The sequence below is a fragment of the Pseudooctadecabacter jejudonensis genome, from assembly GCF_900172275.1.
GTDB classification, from domain to species: Bacteria; Pseudomonadota; Alphaproteobacteria; order Rhodobacterales; family Rhodobacteraceae; genus Octadecabacter; species Octadecabacter jejudonensis.
Genome location: NZ_FWFT01000001.1, coordinates 401,306 through 427,375, shown reverse-complemented (window position 1 = coordinate 427,375; position 26,070 = coordinate 401,306). Strand labels below are relative to the sequence as shown.

Annotated in this window: 26 protein-coding genes; 8 read left to right on the top strand and 18 right to left on the bottom strand. The window is 59.5% G+C overall.

Annotated elements, in window-relative coordinates; genetic code table 11:
- Nucleotides 1-27: 27 nt before the first annotated feature.
- From PSJ8397_RS02095 to PSJ8397_RS02085, 3 genes are read right to left on the bottom strand one after another with little or no spacing between them, the layout of a single operon-like run.
- Nucleotides 28-1,278 (bottom strand): multidrug effflux MFS transporter, encoded by a 1,251-nt coding sequence (locus tag PSJ8397_RS02095; protein WP_268794653.1) that lies wholly within the window; start codon nucleotides 1,276-1,278, stop codon nucleotides 28-30.
- A complete protein-coding gene (locus PSJ8397_RS02090; RefSeq protein WP_085862894.1) occupies nucleotides 1,275-1,931 on the bottom strand; it encodes a DsbA family oxidoreductase in 657 nt (218 codons plus the stop codon). The genes PSJ8397_RS02095 and PSJ8397_RS02090 overlap by 4 nt, the downstream gene beginning before the upstream one ends.
- Entirely contained in the window at nucleotides 1,918-3,411 is a 1,494-nt protein-coding gene (locus tag PSJ8397_RS02085) for a class I adenylate-forming enzyme family protein (protein ID WP_085862893.1), read from the bottom strand. Before PSJ8397_RS02085 ends, PSJ8397_RS02090 begins: the two co-directional genes overlap by 14 nt.
- Nucleotides 3,412-3,492: 81 nt before the next feature.
- Here PSJ8397_RS02085 and PSJ8397_RS02080 point away from each other — a divergent pair, with 81 nt between their 5' ends.
- Nucleotides 3,493-4,116, top strand: a complete 624-nt coding sequence (locus PSJ8397_RS02080; RefSeq protein ID WP_085863456.1) for a helix-turn-helix domain-containing protein — start codon at nucleotides 3,493-3,495, stop codon at nucleotides 4,114-4,116.
- 21 nt (nucleotides 4,117-4,137) lie between these two features.
- On the opposite strand, the gene PSJ8397_RS02075 is transcribed toward PSJ8397_RS02080, so the two are convergent.
- From PSJ8397_RS02075 to PSJ8397_RS02060, 4 genes are all read right to left on the bottom strand, one after another.
- A complete protein-coding gene (locus tag PSJ8397_RS02075; protein ID WP_085862892.1) occupies nucleotides 4,138-4,365 on the bottom strand; it encodes a hypothetical protein in 228 nt (75 codons plus the stop codon).
- 98 nt (nucleotides 4,366-4,463) lie between these two features.
- Nucleotides 4,464-5,147 carry an aquaporin gene (locus PSJ8397_RS02070; RefSeq protein WP_085862891.1) on the bottom strand — a complete coding sequence of 228 codons (684 nt, stop codon included), beginning with the start codon at nucleotides 5,145-5,147 and terminating at the stop codon, nucleotides 4,464-4,466.
- A gap of 351 nt (nucleotides 5,148-5,498) precedes the next feature.
- Nucleotides 5,499-7,331, bottom strand: coding sequence for an extracellular solute-binding protein (locus PSJ8397_RS02065; protein ID WP_085862890.1), 1,833 nt, complete (start codon nucleotides 7,329-7,331; stop codon nucleotides 5,499-5,501).
- 351 nt (nucleotides 7,332-7,682) lie between these two features.
- On the bottom strand, nucleotides 7,683-8,213 hold the full coding sequence (locus PSJ8397_RS02060) for a hypothetical protein (protein WP_085862889.1): 531 nt from the start codon (nucleotides 8,211-8,213) through the stop codon (nucleotides 7,683-7,685).
- Between the two features lie 186 nt (nucleotides 8,214-8,399).
- Here PSJ8397_RS02060 and PSJ8397_RS02055 point away from each other — a divergent pair, with 186 nt between their 5' ends.
- On the top strand, nucleotides 8,400-9,185 hold the full coding sequence (locus tag PSJ8397_RS02055; RefSeq protein ID WP_085862888.1) for a 3-hydroxybutyrate dehydrogenase: 786 nt from the start codon (nucleotides 8,400-8,402) through the stop codon (nucleotides 9,183-9,185).
- A gap of 58 nt (nucleotides 9,186-9,243) precedes the next feature.
- Nucleotides 9,244-10,263, top strand: a complete 1,020-nt coding sequence (locus tag PSJ8397_RS02050; RefSeq protein ID WP_085862887.1) for a patatin-like phospholipase family protein — start codon at nucleotides 9,244-9,246, stop codon at nucleotides 10,261-10,263.
- A 62-nt stretch (nucleotides 10,264-10,325) separates the two neighbouring features.
- On the opposite strand, the gene PSJ8397_RS02045 is transcribed toward PSJ8397_RS02050, so the two are convergent.
- From PSJ8397_RS02045 to PSJ8397_RS02025, 5 genes are all read right to left on the bottom strand, one after another.
- Nucleotides 10,326-10,562: a hypothetical protein gene (locus PSJ8397_RS02045; RefSeq protein WP_085862886.1), complete on the bottom strand. Its 237-nt coding sequence runs from the start codon at nucleotides 10,560-10,562 to the stop codon at nucleotides 10,326-10,328.
- Between the two features lie 212 nt (nucleotides 10,563-10,774).
- On the bottom strand, nucleotides 10,775-11,011 hold the full coding sequence (locus tag PSJ8397_RS02040; RefSeq protein WP_085862885.1) for a hypothetical protein: 237 nt from the start codon (nucleotides 11,009-11,011) through the stop codon (nucleotides 10,775-10,777).
- 180 nt (nucleotides 11,012-11,191) lie between these two features.
- The gene (locus PSJ8397_RS02035) at nucleotides 11,192-11,953 is read right to left on the bottom strand and encodes a DUF502 domain-containing protein (protein ID WP_085862884.1); all 762 of its coding nucleotides are present in this window, start codon (nucleotides 11,951-11,953) and stop codon (nucleotides 11,192-11,194) included.
- A 91-nt stretch (nucleotides 11,954-12,044) separates the two neighbouring features.
- On the bottom strand, nucleotides 12,045-12,944 hold the full coding sequence (locus PSJ8397_RS02030; RefSeq protein WP_085862883.1) for a pseudouridine-5'-phosphate glycosidase: 900 nt from the start codon (nucleotides 12,942-12,944) through the stop codon (nucleotides 12,045-12,047).
- Nucleotides 12,941-13,831 carry a PfkB family carbohydrate kinase gene (locus PSJ8397_RS02025; RefSeq protein WP_085863455.1) on the bottom strand — a complete coding sequence of 297 codons (891 nt, stop codon included), beginning with the start codon at nucleotides 13,829-13,831 and terminating at the stop codon, nucleotides 12,941-12,943. Before PSJ8397_RS02025 ends, PSJ8397_RS02030 begins: the two co-directional genes overlap by 4 nt.
- A gap of 187 nt (nucleotides 13,832-14,018) precedes the next feature.
- On the opposite strand from PSJ8397_RS02025, the gene PSJ8397_RS02020 reads away from it, so the two are divergent.
- Nucleotides 14,019-14,696 carry a lysophospholipid acyltransferase family protein gene (locus PSJ8397_RS02020; protein ID WP_143515321.1) on the top strand — a complete coding sequence of 226 codons (678 nt, stop codon included), beginning with the start codon at nucleotides 14,019-14,021 and terminating at the stop codon, nucleotides 14,694-14,696.
- An 86-nt stretch (nucleotides 14,697-14,782) separates the two neighbouring features.
- Here PSJ8397_RS02020 and PSJ8397_RS02015 read toward each other — a convergent pair whose 3' ends face one another.
- The gene (locus PSJ8397_RS02015) at nucleotides 14,783-15,598 is read right to left on the bottom strand and encodes a DUF4198 domain-containing protein (RefSeq protein WP_085862881.1); all 816 of its coding nucleotides are present in this window, start codon (nucleotides 15,596-15,598) and stop codon (nucleotides 14,783-14,785) included.
- Between PSJ8397_RS02015 and PSJ8397_RS02010 the strand changes: the two genes are divergently transcribed.
- From PSJ8397_RS02010 to tsf, 4 genes are all read left to right on the top strand, one after another.
- The gene (locus PSJ8397_RS02010) at nucleotides 15,591-16,940 is read left to right on the top strand and encodes a HupE/UreJ family protein (RefSeq protein ID WP_143515320.1); all 1,350 of its coding nucleotides are present in this window, start codon (nucleotides 15,591-15,593) and stop codon (nucleotides 16,938-16,940) included. The genes PSJ8397_RS02015 and PSJ8397_RS02010 overlap by 8 nt on opposite strands.
- Before the next feature lie 92 nt (nucleotides 16,941-17,032).
- Nucleotides 17,033-18,163, top strand: coding sequence for a diguanylate cyclase (locus PSJ8397_RS02005; protein ID WP_085862880.1), 1,131 nt, complete (start codon nucleotides 17,033-17,035; stop codon nucleotides 18,161-18,163).
- Nucleotides 18,164-18,497: 334 nt separating this feature from the next.
- Nucleotides 18,498-19,358, top strand: a complete 861-nt coding sequence (gene rpsB, locus PSJ8397_RS02000) for a 30S ribosomal protein S2 (protein WP_085862879.1) — start codon at nucleotides 18,498-18,500, stop codon at nucleotides 19,356-19,358.
- A gap of 77 nt (nucleotides 19,359-19,435) precedes the next feature.
- A complete protein-coding gene (gene tsf, locus PSJ8397_RS01995; RefSeq protein ID WP_085862878.1) occupies nucleotides 19,436-20,311 on the top strand; it encodes a translation elongation factor Ts in 876 nt (291 codons plus the stop codon).
- A 376-nt stretch (nucleotides 20,312-20,687) separates the two neighbouring features.
- Here tsf and PSJ8397_RS01990 read toward each other — a convergent pair whose 3' ends face one another.
- The 5 genes from PSJ8397_RS01990 to PSJ8397_RS01970 all read right to left on the bottom strand — a co-directional run bounded on the left by PSJ8397_RS01990 (nucleotide 20,688) and on the right by PSJ8397_RS01970 (nucleotide 26,069).
- On the bottom strand, nucleotides 20,688-21,440 hold the full coding sequence (locus PSJ8397_RS01990; protein ID WP_085862877.1) for a helix-turn-helix transcriptional regulator: 753 nt from the start codon (nucleotides 21,438-21,440) through the stop codon (nucleotides 20,688-20,690).
- A gap of 208 nt (nucleotides 21,441-21,648) precedes the next feature.
- Complete coding sequence (locus PSJ8397_RS01985) at nucleotides 21,649-22,683, bottom strand: zinc-binding dehydrogenase (RefSeq protein ID WP_085862876.1); 1,035 nt, start codon at nucleotides 22,681-22,683, stop codon at nucleotides 21,649-21,651.
- Between the two features lie 149 nt (nucleotides 22,684-22,832).
- Nucleotides 22,833-24,023 carry an ABC transporter substrate-binding protein gene (locus PSJ8397_RS01980; protein WP_085862875.1) on the bottom strand — a complete coding sequence of 397 codons (1,191 nt, stop codon included), beginning with the start codon at nucleotides 24,021-24,023 and terminating at the stop codon, nucleotides 22,833-22,835.
- A complete protein-coding gene (locus PSJ8397_RS01975; RefSeq protein WP_085862874.1) occupies nucleotides 24,020-25,120 on the bottom strand; it encodes a branched-chain amino acid ABC transporter permease in 1,101 nt (366 codons plus the stop codon). The genes PSJ8397_RS01980 and PSJ8397_RS01975 overlap by 4 nt, the downstream gene beginning before the upstream one ends.
- Nucleotide 25,121: 1 nt before the next feature.
- Complete coding sequence (locus PSJ8397_RS01970) at nucleotides 25,122-26,069, bottom strand: branched-chain amino acid ABC transporter permease (RefSeq protein WP_085862873.1); 948 nt, start codon at nucleotides 26,067-26,069, stop codon at nucleotides 25,122-25,124.
- Nucleotide 26,070: the final 1 nt, after the last annotated feature.

Below are 26,070 nucleotides of genomic sequence, written 5' to 3'. Positions count from 1 at the left end.
CTGGCGGACGTCTAAATTTCCGGAAATTTAGTCGCTGTCCCGTCGTATTTTGGTCGTGAGCCAGAACGCCAAAAGGGCACAAGCGAATGAGCCAGCGGCCAAAGGCAGGGGCGTTCCGTCAAAGCTCAGTCCGATGGGGACGGCGATCAGAACAGCCCCTACGGTCGCTGTTGCCGTGATCAGGGACGCGGCGGTGCCCGCGATGTGGCCCAAGGGTTCCATCGCCAATGCATTCAGGTTGCCCAACGTCAGGCCCGCCTGAAAGAAAACGGAGGTGACCCAGAAGGCGTAGATCAACAGCTCGACCTGCGGAGGAAGCCCTGCAAGCGCCGTCAGGATCATACCGGCGGACAGGGCGATTTGTGCCGAAAACATCGCCTTGATGATCGGCCGCATACCCAATCGGCCCACCAGCCGCGCATTCACCAGTGAGGCCGAGGACGCCAGAACAGCGATGCCGCCGAACCACAGATGAAAGCTGTGGCCTTGTCCGTAGGTTTCGTCGAACACTTGCTGGGTGGAGGACAGGACAGAAAACAACATCGCCATGCTGAGGGTTTGGACCAAGGTCGCCAGACGGACGGTCGGGTGGGCCGCTGTTTCTTTGGCGGCGGACCAGAGGGACATAAGGCTGATGGGGCGACGGGCCTTGGCCGGTAGGGTTTCAGGCTGGCGCAGCATCAACCACAGGGATGTGAGTGTTGAAAACGCCGCAAACGCCAGGAAAATCCCGCGCCAATCCGACACCGCGATGATCAGCGCGCCCAAAGACGGTGCCAGTGCCGGCACCAGCGAAAAGATCAACATCACAAAGGACATGATCCGCGCCATGTCGCGCCCCGAGAACAGATCGCGCACCATAGCAACAGCCGCCACGCGCGGGGCCGCGGCGGCCAGCCCCATGGCGATGCGGGCGGCCAGTATGGTTTCCAATGTGGGGGCCACAAATGCCCAAAGGGCGGCCATGACATACAAGGCTGCCCCCGTGACAATGACCGCCTTTCGCCCGAACAGATCGGCCAACGGGCCGGTGAGAAACGTGCCAATCCCCATGCCCAATACGAAACTGGTGATGATCAGCTGCGCCCGATTGAGGTTGTCTGGCGTCAATTCTGCCCCGATGTCGGGAAGTGCGGGCAACATCGCATCAATCGAAAAGGCGACCGACGCCATAAGCATCGCCACGAGAGCCACAAATTCCGCTTGGCTCAAGGGCTGCAACGGTTGACGTGGGCGGGCGCCCGTTTTGCGCACCGTCCCGAGTGCGGACCGTGTCACGCGGATCCGCTTTCGTCACCTTCAAGCTGGTCCATGATTTCGCCAATCACCTTGACCCACATCTCGGTCGGCTGCGCACCGGGGACGGCATGCTGGTTGGCGACGACAAACGTAGGCACCGATTGGATCCCCATTTTGCGGCTGTGGGCATCGCGGTTTTGGATGTCGTCCTTGTCCGCGTCAGAGGCCAGCAATTTGCCGATGACAGCCGCATCCATTTCACAGCCATCGGCGATATCCAGCAGCACCTCGCGGTCCCCGATGTCGCGAGCATCGCGGAAATAGGCCTCAAACAGACGTTGCACCACAAAGGACTGGCGCCCTTCGACGCCCGCCCAGTGGATCAAACGGTGCGCATCAAGGGTGTTTGGGGTGCGCTGCATGCCTTCGAAATCAATCGATAGCCCGACCTTTTCCGCCATTTCGACCACGGGCGCATAGGCGCGCACGGCGCCCTCCTTGCCGCCGAACTTGGCCTCGAGGTAGTCACGACGGCCCATGCCACCGGCGGGCATATCGGGGTTCAGCTGAAAGGGATGCCATTCGATGGTGAACGGGTGATCCCCGATCTGTTCCAACGCGCGGTCCAGATTTGTTTTGCCAATGTAGCACCACGGGCAAATCGGATCGGACAGGATATCAAGTTTGACCATGGCGGGCGTTCCAATCTTGGCGAAGCTGACGGCGCAGCAGTTTGTTGTTGGCCCCGCGGGGCAGTGCGTCCACGCGGGTAAACAGGCGCGGGGCTTTGTAGCGGGCCAGATATCGGGCGGAGAAGGCCGCCAGTTCGTCTTCACCTATCACATCGTCGCTAACGTAAAAGGCCGCAATGACCGAGGCATCCGATTTCACGCGGAGTTCAACGGCCGCGACCTCTGATATGGCGGGGTGCTGGGCGAGGGCGGCCTCCACTTCGATCGGGGAGACGCGGTAGCCGCCCGCGTTCATCATATCGTCAATGCGGCCGTCATAGCGGATGTGGCCCCCTGCCGTGCGGGTGGCGCGATCGCCTGTCAGAAACCAATCGCCGGCAAAGCGTTGGGCGGTTTCTTCGGGGGCGTCCAGGTAGTGCAACATCAGGCCTGGGTCATCGCGGTGCACCGCGATCTCGCCCGTGTCGGCCAGCGACCCGCCCTCAACGAGGGCGACCCGCCGGCCAGGTTGCGGCTGACCCAGTGTTCCCGCCTCGGCGGGGGTGCTGGGGCTGCCGGAGAGGAAGGTGGAACATTCGGACATGCCGTATGCCTCATAGATCGGGGTGCCGGTGGCGGCCTCCCAGGCGTCGCGTGTGGTTTGGGGCAGTTTTTCCCCTGCCGACAGGCCGTGGCGTAGTTTGGGCAACGGCGGCATGGGGGATTTAAGGAGGTGCCGGTACACCCCGGGGGCTGCGGCAAAGATCGTCGCGTCGTGGCGTTTCATCAACAAAGGCAGCATTGCGGGCTTGGTGTCTGCGGCAGGGATCAGCGCCGTCGCACCTTGCGTCCATGGGTCCATCAGGCCGGTGCCCAAGGTGTACGTCCAATTGAACGCGCCTGCGTGCAAGACGCGGTCGGTGTCTGTCAGCCCGTACCAGCCGTCGAACATGGACCCGCGCGCCCAGATGGCACGGTGGGCATGCACCACGCCGCGGGGCCGCCCAGAGGTGCCGGAGGTGAAGATGATGTACCCCGCCCGATTGGGATCACCCATCGTGTAGGGCGCGGGCGCGAGGGCATGAAAGCCGCGCAGGGTGTCGGTGTTGATCACAGGGGCTGGATGATCGGGCAGGGCGATGTCGGCGCCCCCGATGATTGCGGCGGGGGCGAGGGTCGCGGCCAGGGCTGTGGTTTCGGGGGATGTCAATTGTGCGGACGTGGGCACGGGGATCAGATCCACCGCAAGACAGGCCAGAAAGGCGATTGGAAAATCAGGGGTATTGCCCAGACGCAAAAGCACGCGGTCCCCTGCGCAGAGCCCTGTTTGCAAAAGCCCTGTCGCCGCCCCGCGCACAGCGGCCTCAAGCCGCGCATAGGACCAGCGTTCCGCCCGGGCAGGCCCCAGAATGGCGAGCGCCACTTTGTCGGGCTGTGCGCCCGCGCGCGCCAGCACATGGGCGGCCATATTGAAGGGGGCAGGGACGGGGGACAGGAACATAGGATCGGGCTACATCAGGGCCGCGTGGGAATGCAAGCCGCGCCATTGCAACTGGGGCCCTCGCTGCCCTATAGGGTGTCCATGACCAGCACAGACCCTCGACAGTTGATTTCGATCGCGCGCGAAAGCGGTGATGCGGCGCAAGCGCAGCCGTTGGATTTGGGGGCACGGGTGCGTGATCTGCGCAAGGCGCAAGGCTGGACGCTGGAGCAAGCGGCCACGCAGGCAGGGCTTGCGCGATCAACGCTGAGCAAGATCGAGAACGGGCAGATGTCGCCCACCTATGATGCGTTGAAAAAGCTTGCTGTCGGTTTGCAGATTTCTGTGCCGCAGTTGTTCACCCCGCCGCAGCGCGATCAGGTGAACGGGCGAATGGCCATCACGCGGTCCGGCGAGGGCACCGGCCACGCGACAGCGACCTATGAACATGAACTGTTGGCGGAAAGCCTGACGAAAAAGCAGATGCTGCCCTACCGTGCGCAGGTGCGGGCGCGATCGCCCGAGGAATTCGACGGCTGGGTGCGCCATGATGGCGAAGAGTTTTTGTATGTGTTGACGGGCGTGATCCGTCTGTACACCGAATTCTACGAACCGATTGAGATGAAACGCGGCGACAGCGCCTATTATGATGCCTCAATGGGGCACAACGTCATCTCTGTCTCGGCAGAAGATGCGACTATTTTGTGGGTCACATCGCTGGCGTAATGGGCCCTGATCCAGTGCCGATTATGCGGCGATTTGGCTGGCAGCCACGGGCGCGCGGTACATCAACCAATCATTCAGCGTCTCACGCGCCTCGGCACGGGTCAGATGATGGGCATCGGCCAGATAGATTTCCATTTTGTCGCGGTCGCCGCGGAACCGTTTGAGGGCCGCTGCCTCAAGCTGTGGAAAATCCGCAGCCAGCTGTTCAAGAAGTTGCGGCCAATGGGTCAGTGCTGTGGTCCAAGACATCGAATAACCTCCATTAGTTCGAAAGATAAACGTCAAACAGCCCATGGGGTTCCGACATTTGTTCGACAATAGGAAAGCAGCACAGTCTTGATTATTAGTTAATCGCCATTTGGTGTGAAAAGCCAACGTGTTAGGGGCAATGCCACGGCAAGCCCCACCAGCTGAGATGCGATGAATCCGGCAATATGCGACGGATCTATGCCCGCAAAGGTGTCTGAAAACCCACGTGCGATCGTCACGGCGGGGTTGGCAAAACTGGTGGATGAGGTGAACCAGTAGGCACCTGTGATATAGAGCGCCACGAGCGTGGGCACCGCATCAGGTTTGCTGCGCAGGCCCCCGAAGATGACGAAGAGCAAACCGAGGGTCGCAAAGACTTCGGACAGCCATTGGGACGCGCCCGTGCGCGCGGTGGTCGAGGCCTGCCAGACCGGCAGATCAAACATCAGGTGACACAACAGAACCCCGCCGATGCCACCAAGGACCTGCAGCGGGATGTAGGCCGCGGTCAGGGGCCACGGATGATCCCCGCGCAGGGCAAAGGCCAACGTCACGACCGGATTGAAATGTGCACCGGACAGCGGCCCCAAAATGGTGATGATGACATAGAGCGTACACCCCGTGGCAATCGCATTGGCCAAAAGCGCCAGCGCGATGTCATCGGTCAGCGACTGCGCCATGATGCCCGACCCGACGACGCCCACCAAAAGCAGCGCGGTGCCAATGGTTTCCGCCACCAGTCGTCTTGCATTGATCTGTCGCGTCGTTAGGGGCTGGTTCATGCGTCCGGCGTAAGCGATGACCGCATGGGGTTCAAGTTTCCGATCTGCCGTGCGGGGCAGGGACGTTCAGATCGTGTTCACCAAGTTCCATTTTTGAGCCGAGTGTTGAGCCAGTGGTCGCGCGCGTCATCATGGCTGTTCCTGAGGATCAAGGCTGGACCGGTTTTTTATGCAGGTGTTCAGGCGTCCAACGAGACGTTTGCATTTTCCGCTGGTCGGTCATCGGAGGTGGTTGATGAAAACAGCCTGTGCGCGTCTTACACCTTCTAAAGACGTCTTTTGTAAACAAAGAGGGCCACGCGGTGTGCGTGGCCCTTTTTGTCTGACCTGGATTGGCGGTCTGCCGGTCGATCAGCCTTCCTCGAACCACCACACATCGGGCTGCCAGCCGGGCCAGTCGCCGAAGATGGGCATGGTGTCGGGGAATTTCAGGTCGGCATCATGGGCGATGCGGCTGATGTTCCACTGATAGATCGGGATCACATAGCGGCCTGACGTCAGCAGACGGTCCATGGCGCGGGTTGCGGCGAGGAAATCGTCTTGGCTTTCGGAGGTCAGAAGACGGTTGATCATGGCGTCGATGGCTTCCGATTCCACGCCCATCAGGTTGCGCCCGCCGGTGGTGTCCACACTGTCGGACCCCCAATAAAGGTACTGTTCATTGCCGGGCGACAGCGACAGACCCCGGCGGTAGTAGGTCATGTCGAAATCATAGACATCGGTACGTTCTTTGTACTGGGCCCCGTCCACAAGGGTGATTGTGGGGGTGATGCCCAGTCGGGTGAGGCTTTCGGTATAAATGTCGATGATCGCCGTATTCTCGGTTGAGTTGCTTTGCAACAGGATCTCAAACGTGAAGGGCGTGCCGTCTTCGTCTGCCATCACACCGTCTTGGATGGTGTATCCGGCCTCTTCCATCAGCGACAGCGCCGCGGCGATGCCCGCGCGGTTGCGTTCGGACCTGTCGGAGACGGGCAGGGCGTACCCTGTGATTGCGTCCTGCGGGATACTGTCTGCGAAGGGTTCGAGGAATTCAAGCACGCGGCCCGTGGCCGGACCGTCCTGCATGGCCAGCGGCGAGTTGGAGAAATACGACGTGATCCGCGGCTGTGCGCCGCCTGTGATCGTGTCGTTGATGAATTCGAAGTTGAACGCGTGCATCATCGCATCGCGCACGCGGATGTCGTCAAACTGATCCGTCCGCGTGTTCATCACGAACCCGGTCATGCCCGACGGGCGGGAATGCGGCAGCACGGATTTGACGAATTCCCCACTTTCGATCAGGTCGAAGTTGTACTGGCTGTCCCAGCGCACCACGTTGAATTCGCGGTTCGAATTGATCTCACCGACTTTGAAGGCCTCAAAGGCTGCGACTTCGTCGCCGAAAAATTCGATCCGAAGGGTGTCGAGGTTATAGAGGCCGTTGACGAAGGGCACGACGTCTTCGGCCCAATAGTCTTCGTTGCGGGTGAATTCGATGAACCGGTTCGGTTCAAAATCAGTGATCACGTAGGGCGAGGACACGATGGGGATGTTGTCGATGCCGCTTTCGGCGAAATCGATGCCCTCCCACTGGGCCTTTTGCAGGATGGGGCGCAGACCGGCCAGCAGGGCCAATTCGCGGTCTTCGACATTGAAGGTGAAGCGGACGGAGCGGTCGCCGGTTTGTTCAATCGTGTCGACCTTGGCATAAAACCCGGCGTAGCGCGGGTGGCCCACGGTGCCCAAAGTTTCATAAGACCAGATCACGTCTTCGACGGTGACGGGGCTGCCGTCAGAGAATCGGGCCTCGGGCCGCAGGGTGAATTCGACCCAAGAACGGTCGTCTGCGGTCTCAATCGATTCGGCCAACAGGCCGTAAAGCGAGAACGGTTCATCCAAAGACCGCGCCATCAGGCTTTCGCCCATCAAGAACCGCAGCTGCCAGAAACTGGTGCCTTTGGTGATAAACGGGTTGAGGCTGTCGTAGCTGCCCACGGTGTTTGTCACCATCGCGCCGCCTGTGGGCGCGTCAGGGTTGGCATAGGGCAGATGCGCAAAATCTGGGGGCAAGGCGGGGTCGCCATACATAGCTATGCCATGTTGGGGTTCGGCTGCGGCCAATGTCGCGATAAGACTGACCGACGCCGCAAGTCCCGCGGTGTGCAATTTCCGGCCCATGTGGGCCCATATTCCGAATGACATGATTGGTGTGTCCCCTGATCTTTTTGGTTGCTCTTGGCTTTAGCCTAGATGGGGAAACAAACCTTTTCAAACTTTTAGCTTGGATGCAGGCGCGCGATTGCTTATAACGAGGGCACTGCTCGATAGGTTTCTTGCCTGTATGAAACCTGCCTCAATGACTTAACCCTGGCTTCGGCCAGGGTTTTTTTCTGCCTATATTTTATTGGTTAATTCCCGCCTGTGCATAGGGGGCGATGACGCACTGCGCCCATGGCCGGGCCTGCGTCAGGACAGGCTGAGAATCGGTGTCGAAATTGGGGGGTGGTCCGCGGAATGTTCGCCGCCTGTTGCCTGGGTTGTCAGCCCTTGGGGTCAGCCTGCGGCGCGCGGCGTGACCTCCAGATCGGGGTCGATGTCCCAAAAATCGAGGTCAGCGGGCGGGATGCGTTTGGCGAGGCGTTGCACCTTACGGATGCGCCCCCCAAAGATGTCATCCACGTCTTCGTGGGTCAGGATATCGCCAGTGGCCAGTTCAATCTTGCCACACAGCCCTGTCTTGGGGGCAGGGCGCGCAGGCGGGGCCTTGAAATTGCGCTGAAAGGCGACGTCAGGATTGAACCAATCGATCGCGGCGCCTTCGAACACGTGGTTGAGAAGAGCCACGTCCGTGTCCGGATGGGACCGCACTGCCAGCACGTCGATCACCTCGGTCTCTGACCGGATCTGAAGCGAAACGCGGGCCACTGTGCCTGCGACGGGCCAGCCGGTGGCGCGATCATAGGTAAAGCCTGATCCTTCGACCACGCTGCCCACAAACACGGGCACGCCGTCTTCAAGGGCAAAGGCCCCATACAGAAAACGTGTGCGCGTTGCGTTGGTCATGATCAGGGGGGTGTGCCCCATGGTGCTTGCCTGCCGTTTAATTGGGTTTGGGTCCTGCCAAGGTAGGGGCGGATTGCGCACAGATTGGGGCACAAATGGGAAGATGGCAGGGCGGCGCCCGGGATTGTGATCAGGGAGTGCGGAACCCATCCTTGTGGCGCTGTGTTTCGTCGTTATGCTGCAGTGCAACATAAAGGAGAATGCACCATGAGCCTGACTGGACCCCTGACGGGAAAAACCGCTGTCATCACAGGATCAAATTCAGGGATCGGCCTTGGCATTGCGCGGGAGATGGCGAAGGCGGGGGCCAATGTTGTGCTCAACTCCTTTACCGATCGTGACGAAGACCACGCGCTGGCCGCCGAGATTGCCGAGAATTTCGGGGTGGAGGCCAAATACGTGGCCGCTGACATGTCCAAGGCGGACGATTGCCGTCGGTTGGTCGTGGCGGCGGGGGGGTGCGATATCCTGATCAACAATGCCGGCATTCAGCACGTGGCCCCGATTGAAGAGTTTCCGACGGCCAAATGGGACGCCATCATTGCCATCAACCTCAGTTCCGCATTCCACACCACAGCGGCGGCTGTCACGGGCATGCGCGAACGGGGCTGGGGCCGCGTGATCAACATCGCCAGCGCCCATGGGTTGACGGCGTCACCTTACAAATCGGCCTATATCGCGGCCAAACACGGGATTGTCGGCCTGTCCAAGACGGTTGCGCTGGAAACGGCTGAGGATCCGATCACCTGCAACGCCATTTGCCCGGGCTATGTTCTGACACCGCTGGTCGAAGAACAGATCCCCGACACGATGAAGGAATATGGTATGGACCGCGAAACGGTCGTGCGCGACGTCTTGTTGAAACGTCAGCCGTCCAAGGAATTTGCCACAGTGGAACAATTGGGCGGGACGGCCGTGTTTCTTGCGTCTGATGCGGCGGCGCAAATTACGGGCACCACGATTAGCGTCGATGGCGGTTGGACTGCGTTGTGAGGGGAGCCAAAATTTTACAAAAATTTTGGTGTCAAATCCTTTGTAAGGATTTGGGCGCATGGTGAAACGGATCAATCTGGCCCTTCAGGGGGGCGGTGCGCACGGCGCGTTCACCTGGGGCGTGTTGGACCGTTTGCTTGAAGACGAACGGATCGAAATTGCAGCCATGTCGGGGACCTCTGCGGGGGCGATGAACGGTGCGGCCCTCAAGGCGGGGTGGGCCTGCGGTGGCCGCGAGGGGGCGCGCGAGAACCTTGATTGGTTTTGGGCGCAGATCGGGGCGGTCACAGACGACGGGATTGCGCAGTGGATGGACGCCGTCGCACCTGCGGCCCCGCTGTTGGCGCAAGCGATGTCCTATTCGCCCGCCTATGCGGCCTTCGACATCACGACACGGATGATGTCGCCTTACATGTCGGGGCCTCTTTATCGTAACCCGTTGAAAACGATCGTTGAAAAATTCGAATTTGCAGATGTGTGTTCGGCGCAGGGGCCTGACCTTTTCGTGGGGGCGACCAATGTGCGCACCGGTAAGATCAAGGTGTTTCAAGGCGATGACATCACCGGTGAGGCCCTGATGGCATCGGCCTGCTTGCCCACTTTGTTTCAGGCCATTGAGATCGGTGGAGAGGCCTATTGGGACGGTGGATACACCGGCAACCCCGCGTTGTTTCCGTTGTTTGAAGGCCATCTGCCCGATGATATTGTGGTCATCAACATCAACCCGCTTGAACGTGATGCAGTGCCCACGGACGCCCAAGCCATCGCCAATCGCATCAACGAAATCTCGTTCAATACATCGTTGCTGCGAGAACTTCGCGCGATCAATTTTGTGAAACGGTTGTTGGTGCAGGGCACACTGCCCGAAGGGGCGATGAAGAATGTGCTGGTGCACATGATTGCGGACGACGCCTTGATGAACGATTTGAGTGTTGCCACAAAATCGATCCCGAACCCGGTGGTTCTGGCGCGGTTGAAATCAGCGGGGCGGACGGCGGCCAACCGTTTCCTGGAAGACCATTTCAACGACATCGGTCAACGCGACACTGTCGATCTGGAGCAGATGTTTCAGCCCTAAATGACAATGCCACCCCCATGGCAGCGAGGGTGGCATAGTTTGCAGGTCAAATGTTTCGCGGCTTATAAGGGCTCTAAATCAGCACCACCGCCGGAGGAGGAAGACATCGCAGCGGCAATCAGCGCGATCAGGATCAGTGGGATCAGGATGCCCGCGCTGGAGCTTGAGCCGGCTGTCTCTTCCATTACAACGACCGGTGCCATTTCCATGACGGGTTCAGCCAAACCGCCAGCAAATGTAGCGGATGCAGCGACGCCCAACGTCGCAGCCAGTGCGAGTGTTTTTGTGAATGTAGTCATTAGTCCCTCAGGTTTTTGGTTTCGACTGGCCACACCGTAGGCGCGCGCACCGTGCCCGTCAAAGTTGATCGTCGCGCGTGATGCTGTCTGAGGCACTGTATTGTGTTGAAGCGGCAACACTTTGGGTGTGGCCGAAAACCCATTGGCCGTAAACGACGAACGCCGCCCCGAATGCGGAGCGGCGCAGGTTTGTTGAAGCTGTGTCGCGTCGTTTATTCGAGACCGACGACGTCGCTGCCTGAGGAGGAGGAGGACATGGCAGCTGCGATCAATGCGATCAGGATCAGCGGGATCAGGATGCCCGCGCTGGAGCTTGAACCGGCTGTTTCTTCCATCACGATGACGGGTTCCATTTCCATGACGGGTTCCACCAAACCACCGGCAAAGGCCGAAGTGGCAGCAACGGCAGCAACAGCTGCGAATGCGAGTGTTTTTGTGAATGTTTTCATAATATTCTCCGATGAAAAAACATGTAGTTTTGAATGCGGGGTCACGCAGGGCGCTGTGAACAGCTATATTTGTTCCGTCGACAGGTGCCCATACGTGGCTGCATCTCTTTGATGCGCAGTCTTTTGGGATTCGGCAACAGGGCGGATGACGAAAATCTGCCGACCCCGTTCCAGATAACGTTAGATGTCGCCGGTCTTGCCGCCTTTGATCTTTTCGGCCAACTCATCCAACGCGGGGGGCATATCGGTGTCTTTTTCACCTGGATAGACCAACCCGGCAGAGATCACCAGTTTCGCCGCATCTTCAACCGACATATCCAGTTCGATGATATCGGCCGTGGGAAAGAACAGCAAAAAGCCGGATGTGGGGTTTGGTGTGGTGGGCACAAACACCGACGTCATGGGGCCAACATCGACCTTTTCAACCAATTCCCCCTTGGTGGAGGTTGAAATAAAGCCAATGGCCCAGATGCCTTTGCGCGGGTATTCGATCAAACAGGCCTTGTCGAAACTGGTTTCTGTCTGGGCAAAGATCGTCTCGGCGATCTGTTTGACGCCATTGTAGATGGACCGCACAACGGGCATCCGACTGACAAGGCCTTCGCCCCAGCGCAGAAAACTGCGTCCGATCAGGCCCTTGGCCATCCAGCCGACAAGCATTGTGAAGATCAGGAAGATGATCACCCCGATCCCGCGCACGTTCACGGTGATCCAGTTTTCGTCTGCCGGGCTGGCGTTGCCCATCAGACGGTTGATCAATTCTTCGGGTTGATAGGCGTTGGGCACAAAGGGCCACACAAAACTGTCGACCCAGCCGACCACCGTCCAGATCAGCCAAAGTGTCAGCCCGATGGGGGCAATCACCACCAGACCCGCGATAAAATTGTTCCGCAATCCGGTGATCAAGCTGCGGCGGGGCTGTGGGTCAGGCGTGTTGGTCACGGGGGCAGGGCCTTAGGTAATGGTGTCGATGCTATGTAGGGGCTTCCCGCGTGCTTCACAATGAAGGTTCGCCTGTTGCGGGGGCACCGTTTCAGAAATTGCCTGCAATTTGGGCAGCGAGCCGGGCATTGTTGCGCACTAAGGCAATATTTGCGGTCAGCGATGCGCCCTCTGTCAGCTCAAATATCCGGCCCAGCAAGAAGGGCGTCACGGATTTGGCGTGAATGCCTTGCGCGTCCGCCTCATTGAGGGCTTGTGCGATGATCGGGGCCAGAGTGTCTGCGGGGATTTCGGCGTCAGCCGGGATCGGGTTGGCGATCAGTTGCCCGCCGGGCAGGCCCATGGCAGCCCGCATCTGATGGGCGCGGGCCATATCCGCCGCACTGTCCATCCGCAGCGGGGCCGCAAGAGGCGAGGTTGCAGACCAGAAGGCGGGCAGGGTGTTCTGACCAAAGGCGATGACCGGCACGCCCAATGTCTCAAGCACTTCGTATGTTTTCTCAAGATCAAGGATCGCCTTGGCGCCCGCCGCCACGACGGTCACGGGGGTCTGGGCCAATTCGTGCAGGTCGGCGGAAATGTCGAAGGATGTCTCCGCGCCCTTGTGCACGCCACCGATGCCGCCGGTTGCGAAGACATGAATGCCCGCAAGATGTGCCGCAATCATCGTCGCGGCCACTGTCGTGGCCCCCGTGCCGCCCGTGGCGAGACAGGCCGCCATATCCGCGCGGCTGAGTTTTGCGACATCCGTCGCCTGACCCAGTGCATCCAGCTGATCCGAGGTCAGCCCGATGTGCAATGTGCCGTTCATCACGGCGATGGTCGCGGGAACGGCGCCTGCGTCGCGGATGTCCTGTTCCACCAGACGGGCGGTTTCCACGTTTTGCGGATAGGGCATGCCATGGGTGATGATAGTGGATTCCAGCGCCACAAGGGGCAGGCCTTCGGCGCGGGCGGCCTCCACTTCGGGGGAATAGGTGAGGGGGATCATGAGGGGGTTCCTCCCGAAACATAGGTGGCAGCGGCGTTGAGAGCACGGGTCAGCGCAGATTGGGCATCCATGCCTTGCACTTCGGACGCGATGTGGGCGGCCATAAAGGTGTCACCTGCGCCGGTGACGCGGGTCACTAAGACCTCTGGCGGTTGTGCCGTGCGCAACACCGCGCCCTCGCATTCGGCGGCCAGATTGCCGCCGTCGGTGACCAGCACACGGTGCACACCGCGGGCAATCAGGGCGCGCGCGCCATCGGGTGCGGTGTCAAAGGCGGTCTGGCACAGCAGGCCCGCCTCTTCGAGATTGACATAAAGCGTCGCGGACGGATGCCCGACAAGCGCCAGTAAGCGGTCCGCCTTCCCAGGCGATGCGGGGGCCACGCGCAGATCTGAACGGGCAAAGAGCGGCGATGCTGAGATATTCGACAGCAGATCGCGGGTCAGATTGCCGTCCAGCGCCACAAGCCCGTCCCATGGCGCAATAGCCGAGCCCAAGGGGCCGTCTTCCAAAGCACGCAAAATCTTGGTGCCGGCCCGTTCCAGCGAATGGGCGTCGGCAATCGCCGCCGTCAGCCCGTTGGCGCCCTCAATGGCCATATAAGCGTCCGTGGGCAAATCTTCAGAGCGGTAAAGATGCTCTGTGATCAGCCCCATGCGATCTGCTTCGCCCACCAGTTCATCGCCCTCCGGATCGCGCCCCACTGCCGACAGCAAGGCGGGCGTGAGGCCGAAGTTCACGAGCGTCATGGCGATGTTCATGGCCACCCCGCCGGGCAGCCGCGTGATATGGCCAGGCACGTCCGATCCGGCCCGCATATGCAATGTGGACCGCCCGATGATGTCCCACAGCACAGAGCCGATGCAAAGAATATCCGGTTTCGTCATGGATCCCGTGATGGCGGGGAAGCCTGCCAGCGTCAACCGGGATTACGTGGACACCTCTGAGGTCCGGATTCCCTGACCTGCGGCGCGGCCAGGGTTGCAAAGGACGTCGCTACTCCATAATTGAACATTGTTCATAATTGATTTGAACGGCAATGACGATCATGCTGCAGGCAAGGAACGAGGGATCATGAAACGCTTTATAGACAAAACCGCAGGGCGCTGGACGCGACACCTCTTTTTCATACTGGTGCGCAGCTATTATGCGCTGTTCTATAATGTCAGCGTCTCTGGCAAACACCTGTTGGGCGCGCAGCCCGGCACATTGATCCTGGCCACCCATGTCAGCCGCCACGATGGCCCGCTCATTGCGGCGATGTTGTATTCCACCGCACGGGTGCGCCCCACGGTGCATTGGGACGAATACCACAACAAGGCCCAGTGGTTTCCGATGTATGTCTCTGGCGCGATCCCTATGTCGTCGCCCAAAACATGGGACCCGACCCGCCGCAAAGCCCGCAAACAGTTCACCCTGGACGTGATCGGCAAGGTGCTGCGCAATGACAATTCGGTCCTGCTGTTTCCCGCTGGCCACATCCGCCGCCAGCCTGAGGAAATCATAGCCCCCGCTTTGTCAGGTGCCCGCGATATCATCGCAGCCCATCCTGACCAACCTGTCATGCTGCTGCACATCGACGGCCTCGGGCCGTTTCAAAACGCCACCTATGACAAATTCTGGAGCTTTATCGGCCGCCAAAAAGGCCGTCGTCATGTTCAGATCACCTTGACCCCCGTCACTGACCTTGACCCGTCCCAAGATCTCGCCACGTTCAACGCTGATCTGGAACGCCGCCTAAACGCCGTCTGAACGACCCTGGGCGGGCCTCATGCGACCCACCTTCATCTGACCCGAAAAACTCCCCCCGGAGGGTCGGGTTGCGGCACACTCAAGGCCTATTCAGGCACACCAAACGTCAACGCAGCCCATAGGGTTTCCCAAGCAATGTCAGCCTCTTCGGCCAATTCCGCACGGGGTTCGCGCAAATAGACGTGGTCCACCAGATAGCTGTGGCCGGCTTTGACGGGCAGGGTGGCGATGCCGTCGGCGTCTGTGCGGTGCAACGTGACCTCTACGGTGCCATCCGGGGCTTTCTCAAACAGCTCCACCTGACCGTCGGCTTTTAGATCATCCAGCACATAAAGCTGCACCCGCAGGCCCTCGGCCAGGTCATCGGTGTAGGGATTGTCGAGGGCCACAAACTCTACCGCCAACCCCGTGCGGAAATCACGCCCCGCAGATGTGCCGACCCCCACCAGTGTTTTGGCAAACCGCCAGTATCCCTCACGGAAGTCTTCGCGGGGCAGGCCGCGGGCATCGTGGCGTGCCTCGATGTCCTCAAAATCCTTGTGATTTGCGAATTTCAGGAATTTCTCCCATTCCGCATATCCGATCACGGACATCCGGGATTGATAGCTGGCCACATGCAGCCCTTCGGCAAAGGGGGCCACATCCAACGCAGGGGTCGCACCGATGCGGTTTTCGACATTGGCTTGCCGCATGCCGGACGCGATGGTGAAGCGATCAAACCGCAAAGGCAGATAGGCCAGCGTCGTGCCTTCGAAGTCTTCGCCATTGACAAGAATGCCCTGAACCGTACCGTCCGCCGAAATCTGGTAGGCCTCTGGCTCGATCCAGAATTCATGGGACACGGCGGGTGAGGCGAGGGCCAGACCCGCGTTGAAAGCGATAAGGGCAGCAAAAATGCGCATGATGAACTCCGATCAGGTTAGGCTTAAACTGACATTGGCGAGGCTGGTGTCAATGGCTGCCGTGGTTTGGATCACGTTCGCGTCACTCGCCGCCGCCCATGAGGTTTTTCCGACCATCGGCGATATGGAAGTGGTCGATGGACGTTTGACCTTCAGCCTTGAGGGTAATTTTGAGAGCATCGTGGCCGGGATCGACCTTGAGGGTCTGCAAGACACCGAAACCGCCCCCGGGGCGGACCGCTATGACGTGTTGCGCGCCATGGAGCCTGCGGCCTTTGCAGGCGCTGTTCGCGCCTTTTGGCCGACGATGACAGACACGATGGCGGTTTTGGTGGATGGTGCGCCCGCGGCCCTTACCTTGGACGATATAATCGTCCCAGAGGTCGGCAACATCGATCTGGTGCGCCAGTCCACCCTGATGTTTTCGGCCGCCTTGCCCGAGGATGCGCAATCCATGCAGATCGACTGGCCTGCGGAATTTGGCGTGCTGGTCCTGCGGCAGATGGGCGTTGAGGAGGGATGGGACGGGTATCTGACCGGTGGCTTGTCCGAAGAGGTTGATTTGAACGTGGGCGCGCAGATGACCGCACTGCAGGCGTTCGCGCGGTTCATTCCCGTCGGTGTGGAACACATCGTGCCCCTTGGTCTTGATCACATTCTGTTTGTCCTGGGCCTGTTTTTCCTCAGCACCCGTGTGCGCCCGCTGGTTTGGCAGGTGACGGCCTTTACGGCCGCCCATACGGTCACACTGGCGCTGGCGACCTTGGGTTACGTCAACATCCCCGAAGACAACATGTGGATTGTTGAGGCCATTATCGCGGCCTCTATCGTCTATATCGCGGTGGAAAACATCTTTACTGATGGTCTGAACCCATGGCGGCCTGCGATCATCTTTGGGTTCGGGCTTTTGCACGGGCTGGGGTTTGCCTCCGTGCTTGGGGCGTATGGTTTGCCGGATGGCGCTGTTTTGCCTGCGCTGTTGGGGTTCAACATCGGGGTGGAATTGGGCCAGCTGCTGTGTATTGCCGTGGCCTTTGTCATTGTCGTCGCCGCACTCCGGCTGACGCAGTCAGGTGGGACGAGCCGCCGTTATGGCCTGATGTACATAGGGGTTGCTGTAATTTTGCTTCCGCTGCTTCTGGTGCCCATTTCAGCGCTGGGGGTCCGCGCGGTTGAGGCTTACGTGCCCTTGGTGTTTATGGCTGCGGCCCTGGCCGGGTTGAGCGCGGCATGCTGTGTTGTCGGGGGCAAAGACAGCTACCGCGCCGTGGTTGCCATGCCCGCCAGTGTCTCCATTGCACTGATCGGGGCCTATTGGGTCGTGGAACGCGTGTTCTTATGACTTTCTTTACCAGCGCGTCAGTTAGGCTGCGGAAGTAACCAAACGTTAGGGGCAACTGCTTAGTCAGGACGCAGTTGATAAGAGGTGCCCTGATGATGTCCTTGATTTTTAAAGAAATGCTGATGTCGTTCGTCGATTCAATGGCTTTGCTGATGGCGTTGATCTTTGCTGTCTCATTGTTGCAGCGCAAAGGTGGCGATGCCTTGCACAACACGACGTTTATGGGCCTGCTTTTTTCCTTTGCCTTGGTCATGTCCATGAGCGATCCGATCCACCTGCCCAACGACGCTGGCATTTTTGACATGCGCGCGCTTTTGGTGGGCACGGCGACGGCCATCCTTGGCCCGGTGGTCGGGGCGATGACCTTGGTGACAGGCGTCACCTACCGCATGTACATTGGGGGGGCGGGCGTCGCCCCCGGCATTCTTGGCATGTGTGCCGTTTTTGTAAGCGGATGGATCTGGCGCCGGTTTGTCAAGGATCTGGACATCGCGAAGATTCGCAAGTCAATCATCCTGGGCCTATTGCTGAGCAGTCAGGCAGCCGCATTTCTTCTGACACCCCCCGCGGTGACACAGGTTCTGTTCCCGTCGTTGTTCCCGTACATGTTGGTGTCCAGTCTGGCGGGTGCGGTCTTGATCCACTCTTTGTTGACGGGTGAGTTTACCTATATTTCCGAAGCGCAGGCCTCGTTGATCCATGCGAATACGGACCATTTGACGGGTTTGTTGAACCGGCGAGGTTTGGATCTGGCCTATGACCAGATGACCCAACGAGAGGGCCGACGGGCAGGGCAGGCCTTGCTGTATTTCGATGTCGATCGTTTCAAGACGACGAACGATACATATGGTCATGCGGTTGGGGATGATTTGTTGAAACATATCGTGTCCATGATTTCTCGCAATCTGCGGATGGACGACATCTTTGTGCGGCTTGGTGGGGACGAATTTGTGGTGATCTTGCCCGATATCGACGCGCCCGAGGCTGAAAAAATCGCGGAGAGGTGCCGCGAGGTTGTCAGCGCGGCAAACTTTGATGTCGCGGGCCATATCCTGCCTGTCTCTATCAGTGTTGGTGCCGTTTGGATGCGGGCCCCAACAGAGGTCGACAAAATGCTCGATGCGGCGGACCGCGCCCTCTATCAGGCCAAAGCAAAAGGACGCAACGCCGTTGTCTTCCTGTCCGGGTTGCGTCGGGTCGATCTGATCCATAAGGCGGCATAACAAAGCGGTCGGTGATTTGGAGTGCCGCGTTTGGGAGGATCCGGCTGCGCGCGAAGAGCATTTGTTTTGATCGTCCAAGAGACAGAGTATCGGTCCGTTGCATCTGGTGTTACCGATCCACCCCGCAAGGGGGGATGCGCAAGATCAAAAGGGGCTTGCACAGCAGCTGTAACCGCCCTATACGCGCGACCACGAAATCCCCAGACGGGGGCGGGTGCATTGGGGAGACATCCCAAGACATCCACCGGTTGGACAAGCAGACCCAAAGCGATTGGATCTTTGGGGCAGGGCGTCTGATACCCCCGTCGAGGCTGAAACCGGAAAGGAAACGACCATGGCTCTTCCAGAGTTTACCATGCGCCAGCTGCTTGAGGCAGGCGTTCACTTCGGACACCAGACACAGCGCTGGAACCCGAAGATGCAAGAATTCATCTACGGCGCCCGCAACGGCATCCACATCATGGACCTTACGCAGACGGTCCCAATGCTGGACGCTGCCCTGAATGTTGTCCGTGAGACTGTGGCCAAAGGTGGCCGCGTTTTGTTCGTCGGCACAAAGCGTCAGGCGCAGGGCCCCATCAAGGACGCCGCTGAGAAATCCGCACAGTTCTATATGAACCACCGTTGGCTTGGCGGTACGTTGACCAACTGGCAGACTGTGTCCCAGTCCATCAACCGTCTGAAGGCCATCGACGAAGCAGCCGAACGTGGCTTTGAAGGTCTGACCAAGAAAGAACGTCTTGGCATGGAACGTGAGCAGGGCAAACTGCAGGCGTCCTTGGGCGGTATCCGCGAAATGGGCGGCGTGCCTGACCTGCTGTTCGTCATCGACGTCAACAAAGAAGATCTGGCCATCGCCGAAGCCAAGAAACTGGGCATTCCGGTTGTGGCCGTGGTCGATACCAACTGCTCCCCCGCGGGCGTGGATTACATCATCCCCGGCAACGATGACGCAGCCCGCGCCATCGCTCTCTACACCGATTTGGCCGCCCGTGCGGCACTGGATGGTATGTCGGCCCAGATGGGCGCGGCTGGCATCGACATCGGTGAGATGGAAGCCTCTGTTGAAGAAGAACTGTCGGGCGGTGTCGACACCGGAGCCGTCAGCGCAGAGACCGCCCATGACGACGCGGCTGCCAAAGATGGCGCAGCCCTGTTGGACGAGATGAAAACGGCAGAAGAGGCGAAGGCGTAAGCCTGCCTCTGACCGACTTTTCCTGACCGGGCGCGGCCTTCGCGTCCGGACCACCTCTACTTTCAAGGAGACCAAAGATGGCAATCACTGCTGCATTGGTGAAAGAACTGCGCGACAGCACAGGCGCAGGCATGATGGACGCGAAAAAAGCGTTGACCGAAACCGACGGCGACATGGAAGCCGCCGTGGATTGGCTGCGCACCAAAGGCCTGGCGAAAGCCGCCAAAAAATCCGGCCGCACCGCGGCTGAAGGTCTGGTGGCTGTGGCCGTCCAGAACGGCAAAGGCATCGCCGTTGAAGTGAACTCTGAAACGGACTTCGTCGGTAAGAACGCGGACTTCCAGAAGATGGTCGCAGGCATTGCAGACGTCGCACTGACAGTGGCCGACGTTGAGGCGCTGAAAGCGGCTGACATGGACGGCAAGACCGTTGAGCAGACCGTGACAGACGCTGTCGCTGTGATCGGCGAAAACATGTCCGTGCGCCGCATGGCCGCCCTCGAAGGTGAGACCGTTGTGACATACGTGCACAACGCGGCTGCAACTGGCATGGGCAAAATCGGTGTTCTTGTCGCCCTGAATGGCGGCGACGAAGCATTGGGCAAACAGATTGCGATGCACATCGCCGCTGTAAACCCTGCCGCACTGTCTGAGGCCGACATGGACGCGGATGTGGTCGAAAAAGAAAAGCAGGTTCAGATGGACATCGCCCGCGAGTCCGGCAAGCCAGAAGCTGTGATCGAGAAAATGATCGTTGGCCGCATGAAGAAGTTCGTGGCCGAAGCCACGCTTCTGAACCAGTCGTTCGTCGTCAATCCTGACGTGACCGTTGGTCAGGCCGCGGCAGACGCAGGCGCCGAAATCACAGGGTTCGCCCGTCTTGAAGTTGGCGAAGGCATCGAAGTCGAAAAAGAAGACTTCGCCGCTGAGGTTGCCAAGGCAGCGCAGGGCTAACCTGGGTTAACTTCGACGTATAAAACATTGAAAAGCCGCTCATTTTGGGCGGCTTTTTATGTGTTTGAGGGAGGAGGTGGCCCCGACCAGACGGTCGAGGCCACAGTATCGTGCATCTCAGGGATAGGATTGAGCACGATAGAAGTAGGTGCCGGCCTGAAGAGGGCTTAGCCCACACAGACCAGCAATCCGGTTACCCGGCACGGCCCTGCTTGCCTCGTAATCTCAAGGGGTCAAGGTCGCTGTTCCCAGGCCTAAGGCCACCACTCACGGAACAAGGATAGGGTGTCATTTACCTTACGTAAGCGACAGTCTGGAATTCCGTACCTGTCGCGTAGGTCTTTGAATTTGTGGTGCGAACTGACTGCGCTGCAGGCTAGGCCGCCGCCGAATCCAGCACAAACATCTGGTTATAGAACGCGGCCTTCAAGACAGCCTGCGCCGTGGTTTCCACGTCCAGCGCCTCACGGGCCAGTCGCAGATGTTTTTCAATCGTCGCGGGCGTCAGATTCAGCAAAATCGCAATGTCTTGCGTTGTTTTTCCATCGCCGACCCACTGCAGCACCTCACGTTGGCGGCTGGTCAGGTTGCGTTGAGAATAGGGCAAGGTCTGAATTTTCAGATGCATCACGTTGTTCATCACGGTGATGTCTGCACCATGTTCCTCCCAGATCGCCTCGACCTCGTCCTGTGTCATGCCCGACTTGGCTGTCAGCGCAATCGCGCCCTTGGTGCGCTCGGACACGCTGAGGAAACTGATCGTGTATCCTGCGGTGACGTTCTGGCTGACATTGAACGCGACAGCTGTTTTTTCGTCATCGGTCAGATTGTCCGGGTCGGCCATCCAGCGCCAGCTGCAGGGGCCCGTGTTGTTCAGGGCCCACCGGATCATCGGGGCGCGGTAGACGTGACCGTGGCTTAGGAATCGTTCCATGTAGGCGTCGCCGTGATTGGTCAGCAGAACCCAATCCTGCGGATCGCCGAGGGACGCGCCGCTGCGGTAGCGGGTGAAGCCGTAGATCAGACGGTCAAACCCATAGTCTGCCATCGTTTCAGTGTGCAGGGCCCACAACGCCTGTGTCGTGGGAGCATTGGTCAGCGCATCAAGATATGAGGTCAAAGAAGTCATGCGCTATGGGTAGCATTCTTCAGCACTTCGCAAAAGAATTTTTACGTTTGGTAAACTTTTGAAAATCACTGAAAGGTTTCAGGCTAGGTATTTGTAATATGTAACTTATTATTAATTTTACATAATACTGATTATGAGAATTTTATAAATCGCATTAGGAGAGCAGCCATCAATGGTCAGTGTGCGCCCCCATCCACATCAGACGCCCCTATGCGGTGAAATCGGTGATGACGGCGGTCCCCGGCGGTGTCGGACCCGACATGGCGCGCAGTTCTGCGCTGGCCTGTGACAGCCCGATGGTGCGATCCAGCATGGGCGCGAGATCAACATCGCCGCGTTCGATCATGTCGAGAAGTTTCGGATATTTCCACGACGGCATCCCACGCGTGCCGTAGAACGCCAGCTGTTTGGCATAAATCGCGCGCATGTTGATCGTCATCATGCCGTCACCGGACGGCATGCCCACGTGCACATGACGGCCCAAAGTCGCCAGACATTCCACAGAGGCGTTGGTCGTTTGCGCGATGCCCAACGCCTCAATCGAGACTTGCGCGCCGCCACCGGTGATGTCGCGGATCGCTTCGGCGGCGTTGGTGGTGGCCGCGTTGACAGCCGCATCTGCGCCAAGCGACAGCGCGTGGGTGAGTTTTTCGTCGACGATATCGACAACGACGACGCGCGCGCCCAGCATTTTTGCCAGCAAAAGCGCGGACAGACCGATGCCGCCCGTGCCGTGCACGGCGACCCATTCGCCTGCCTGAACCCCTGCCCGATCCGTCAATGCGTGCCACGCGGTCGTCACCCGGCACCCAAGGCCCGCGGCCAGCGCCGGTGACAGGCTTTCGGGGAGATGGACAAGGTTGTGATCGAACGGCACGGCGACATATTCCGCGTAGGCACCGGGGGTGCCAAAGCCCGGCACGATCGAGGCTTCACAGGTGTTGGACGCGCCGGTGGCACAGGCGGGACAATCGCCACAGCCCAAGATAAACGGCGCAATCAGACGGTCGCCCACGCGGTACTTGGCGCGGCTGCCAGCCTCAACCACGGTGCCGCAGTATTCGTGGCCCATGATGGATCCATCGCCCACCTTGGGGTGGCCGCCTGTCCAGCCGTGATAATCGGACCGGCACACGCCACAGGCATCGACCTTCAGAACAACGCCGTTGTCCGGGCAGGATGGATCATCGACGGTTTCAAGGGACAGGTCTTGATTGAAGTCTCTGACGACGGCTGCGCGCATTTTTGTGTCTCCCCCCCATGCTTTGGACAGAGGGTACGGGCAATCGCATGTTCGGCAAAGTAGAAATGGCCCCTGCCCTAAACTGTTTGCGACACGAAAAAACCGGCGCCCCGAAGGACGCCGGTTTCTTGGTTCGACTGAAAACGCGGTTACTGGATCAGCTCAGCTGCCCATGCGCCGTCCACGATGGTGGACTTGGAGAAGTTGCCGGCGACATCGCCGTTCTCGTCAAAGTCCTGATTGCCAGCGGCACCTTCGTAGTTGATCTCACCACCTGCGGCGAGGATCTCTTTCGCTTTGGCCCACTCACCCGGAAGGATGACTTCGCCCGGTGCGGTTGCGATGGCACGCAAGGATTCGGCGATGACAGCGCGGTCGTCGGAGCCAGCGGCCTCAATCGCCAGAGCCATCATGAAGGTCGCGTCATAGCCGTTGGCCACGAACGGGTCAGAGGCCGGCACGCCAGCCTCATCGGCGATGGCTTTCCAAGCGGCAAAGGAGGGTGTGCTGTCGTCAGACGCGGAGGTCGTGAAGGTCGACGTCATCAGGTTTTCCGCACCGATCTGTTCGATCAGCTCATCGGACAGCATGCCGTCGGCACCGATGAAGTTGGTGAAAGCACCGGTTTCCAGAGCGTTGCGCATCAGCGTGATGCCGCCGGAGCCGTAGTAGGAGAACAGAGCGAGGTTGTCGGAGGTCGCACCGATGGTGGCAACCTCAGAGCGGTAGGACGCTTTGTTCGGCTCGTGTGCTTCGTTCGCGGTCACGGTGCCGCCGAGGTCTGTGTAGGCCTGAACGAAGACTTCCGCGATGGCGGCGTTGTAGTCGTCGTTGGCGTAGCTGACGGCGATTTCGTCAAAGCCGTTGGCCAGCGCCAGTTCGGCCAGCGCCACACCCTGATAGGCGTCAGAGGCAGCCGCACGGAAGACCAGGTCCGTGCCGTCTTCCATGTTGGTGATCGCAGGCGAGGATGCGGACACGGACAGTGTCACGACGCCCGCAGGGATCGACACGGATTCAGCCTGCGCGATGGTCGCACCGGAGCAGACCGGACCCACGATCGCAGAGACGGAGTTCACGTTGATCAGCTTGGTCACAGCGTCCACGGCGGCGGTTGGATCACACGCAGAATCTGCGCGCACGATGTTCAACGTCTCACCATCGGCGAACATGCCGCCCTGGTCGTTGACGTTCTGCGCGGCCAGATCAACGGCCGCCGCGATGGGGGCGTTCAGGTCAGGAATGGGGCCGGTCATGGCCATTGGGTTGCCGATGTTCACATCAGCCATGGCGGATGTCGCCATGAAGGTGGCCGCAGTGGCCAGAAGTGTCTTTTTCATTTGGTTTCTCCCGTTGCACCCGCGACTGTCTTTTCGGCCTTCGGTGATGCGGGCCTCACCTCAGGTAGTATCCCACCGGGATAGCGTTGCAGGATCACTTGCATCAGGATGCCGATCAGCATCATGCGCAAGAACCCTGCCCGTGTTGCAAGGATGGACGGATCAAGGGTGCTGAACACCGCTGAAATCACGTCGATCATGCCTGCAATGAGTAGCTCTGATGCGGACCAGATTGTCCAGATCAGAAATGCGCCAAGGATGGCGCCGCGGTTGTTGCCGGACCCGCCCGCGATCAGCATGACCCAGACAAGGAAGGTCACTTTGGAGGGGTCGAAGGTGTTGGTCGGTTCAATCAGACGCAGGTGCTGGGCAAAGAGCGCGCCGCCCAGCCCCATGATCGCAGCGCCAATCACGAACGCCTCAATCCGGCGTTTGGTCACGTCTTTACCGGCGGCGCGGCTGGCCGGTTCGTTTTCGCGAATGGCGGTCATCATGCGGCCCCAAGGAGACGTGCGTGCCCGTTCCAGCATTTTGTAGATGATGAAGACAACCAGCAGGATGGTGCCTGCAAAGAGCGGCTGCCAGTACCAGTTGGGCAGGCTGTCAAAGAAGGCGACCCATTGTTCTGGGGTGGCGATCCACGACATGGGCGCGCTGGAATAGAACCGTTCTTCGCTGAAGTGTTCCCAGGCGCGGGGGATTTTGTTGATGCCGCGCGGGCCGTTGGTGATGTCGGTCTCGTTCTTGAAGATCAGTTTGATGATCTCTGCGATGCCGATGGTGGCAATCGCCAGATAGTCTGACCTGAGCCTGATACAGACCAGACCGATCAGCCCGGCAATCAGTGCAGCCATCGCCATGGCAATCGCCATGCCCACCGGCAGCGGCAGGCCAAAGCCCCCGATGTGGAAGGTCGATTCTGCCGTCGTCAGCAGGGCGTACACATAGGCGCCGACGGCCACAAAGCCCACGATGCCTGCGTTGAACAGCCCCGCAAAGCCCCATTGCACGTTCAGGCCCAAGGCGAAGATGGCGTAGATGCCGCCAACGGTCAGCAAGGACAGAAGGTAAAGGAAATATCCCAGATAGGCTTCCATGTTAGAACGACCTCCCCTTGAACAGGCCCTGTGGGCGCACGATGAGCATGACAACCATAATCGCAAAGGCGACGCCGGTTTTGTATCCAGGCGACAGCAGCGGCGTGTCCCCGATCCAAGGATAGGCCGACAGCTCTTCGGCAAGGCCAATCACCAGCCCGCCGAAGACCGCGCCGTACGGCTTGCCGATGCCGCCGAGAATGGCCGCGGCGAACATGGGCAGCAACATCCGGAAGCCCATTGTTGTCTCCAACGTCTGGGTGTCCATCACCAAAAACACACCGGCGGCGGTGGCGCAGATGCCGCCCACGATCCATGTGGCTTTGATCACGGTTTCCACGTTGATGCCGGTCACATGGGCCAGATCAGGACTGTCGGACACAGCGCGCATGGCTTTGCCGGTGCGGGTGCGGTTCAAAAGGTAGGACAGGGCCACAACCAACAGGATGGTGCCCGCGAAAATCCATAGGTGTTTGTTGGGCATCAGGATCATCATGCCCGCATCCCCCGTCACCGATTGCAGCCACGCATTGGGCCGCGCGATGCCGGGCACGAAGGTGATCTGGTTCGGCCCCCACAGCGCCTGCACGGCGGAGCGGATGATGAGCATCACACCAAAGGATGCAATCACGATCTTGATCGTGTCGGCCTTGCGGAACGGTTTGTAGAACCACCGATCACACAGCAAAAACAGCCCGATCACGAATATCGCCGCAAAGGGCAGCGCCACCAGCGGATGCAAGGCAATGCCCGCCGCACCGACCAGCGCCATGATGGTCCAGGCGATATAGGCGCCCGACATCATCACCTCACCGTGGGCGAAATTGGCGAACCGCAGGATGCCGAATGTCAGCGTGATGCCGATGGCCCCAAGTGCATAGATACAGCCCAGAACAAGGCCGGGGATCAGGTAAAAGTTAACGAATTCAAAGCCAAATGCGTCCCACATA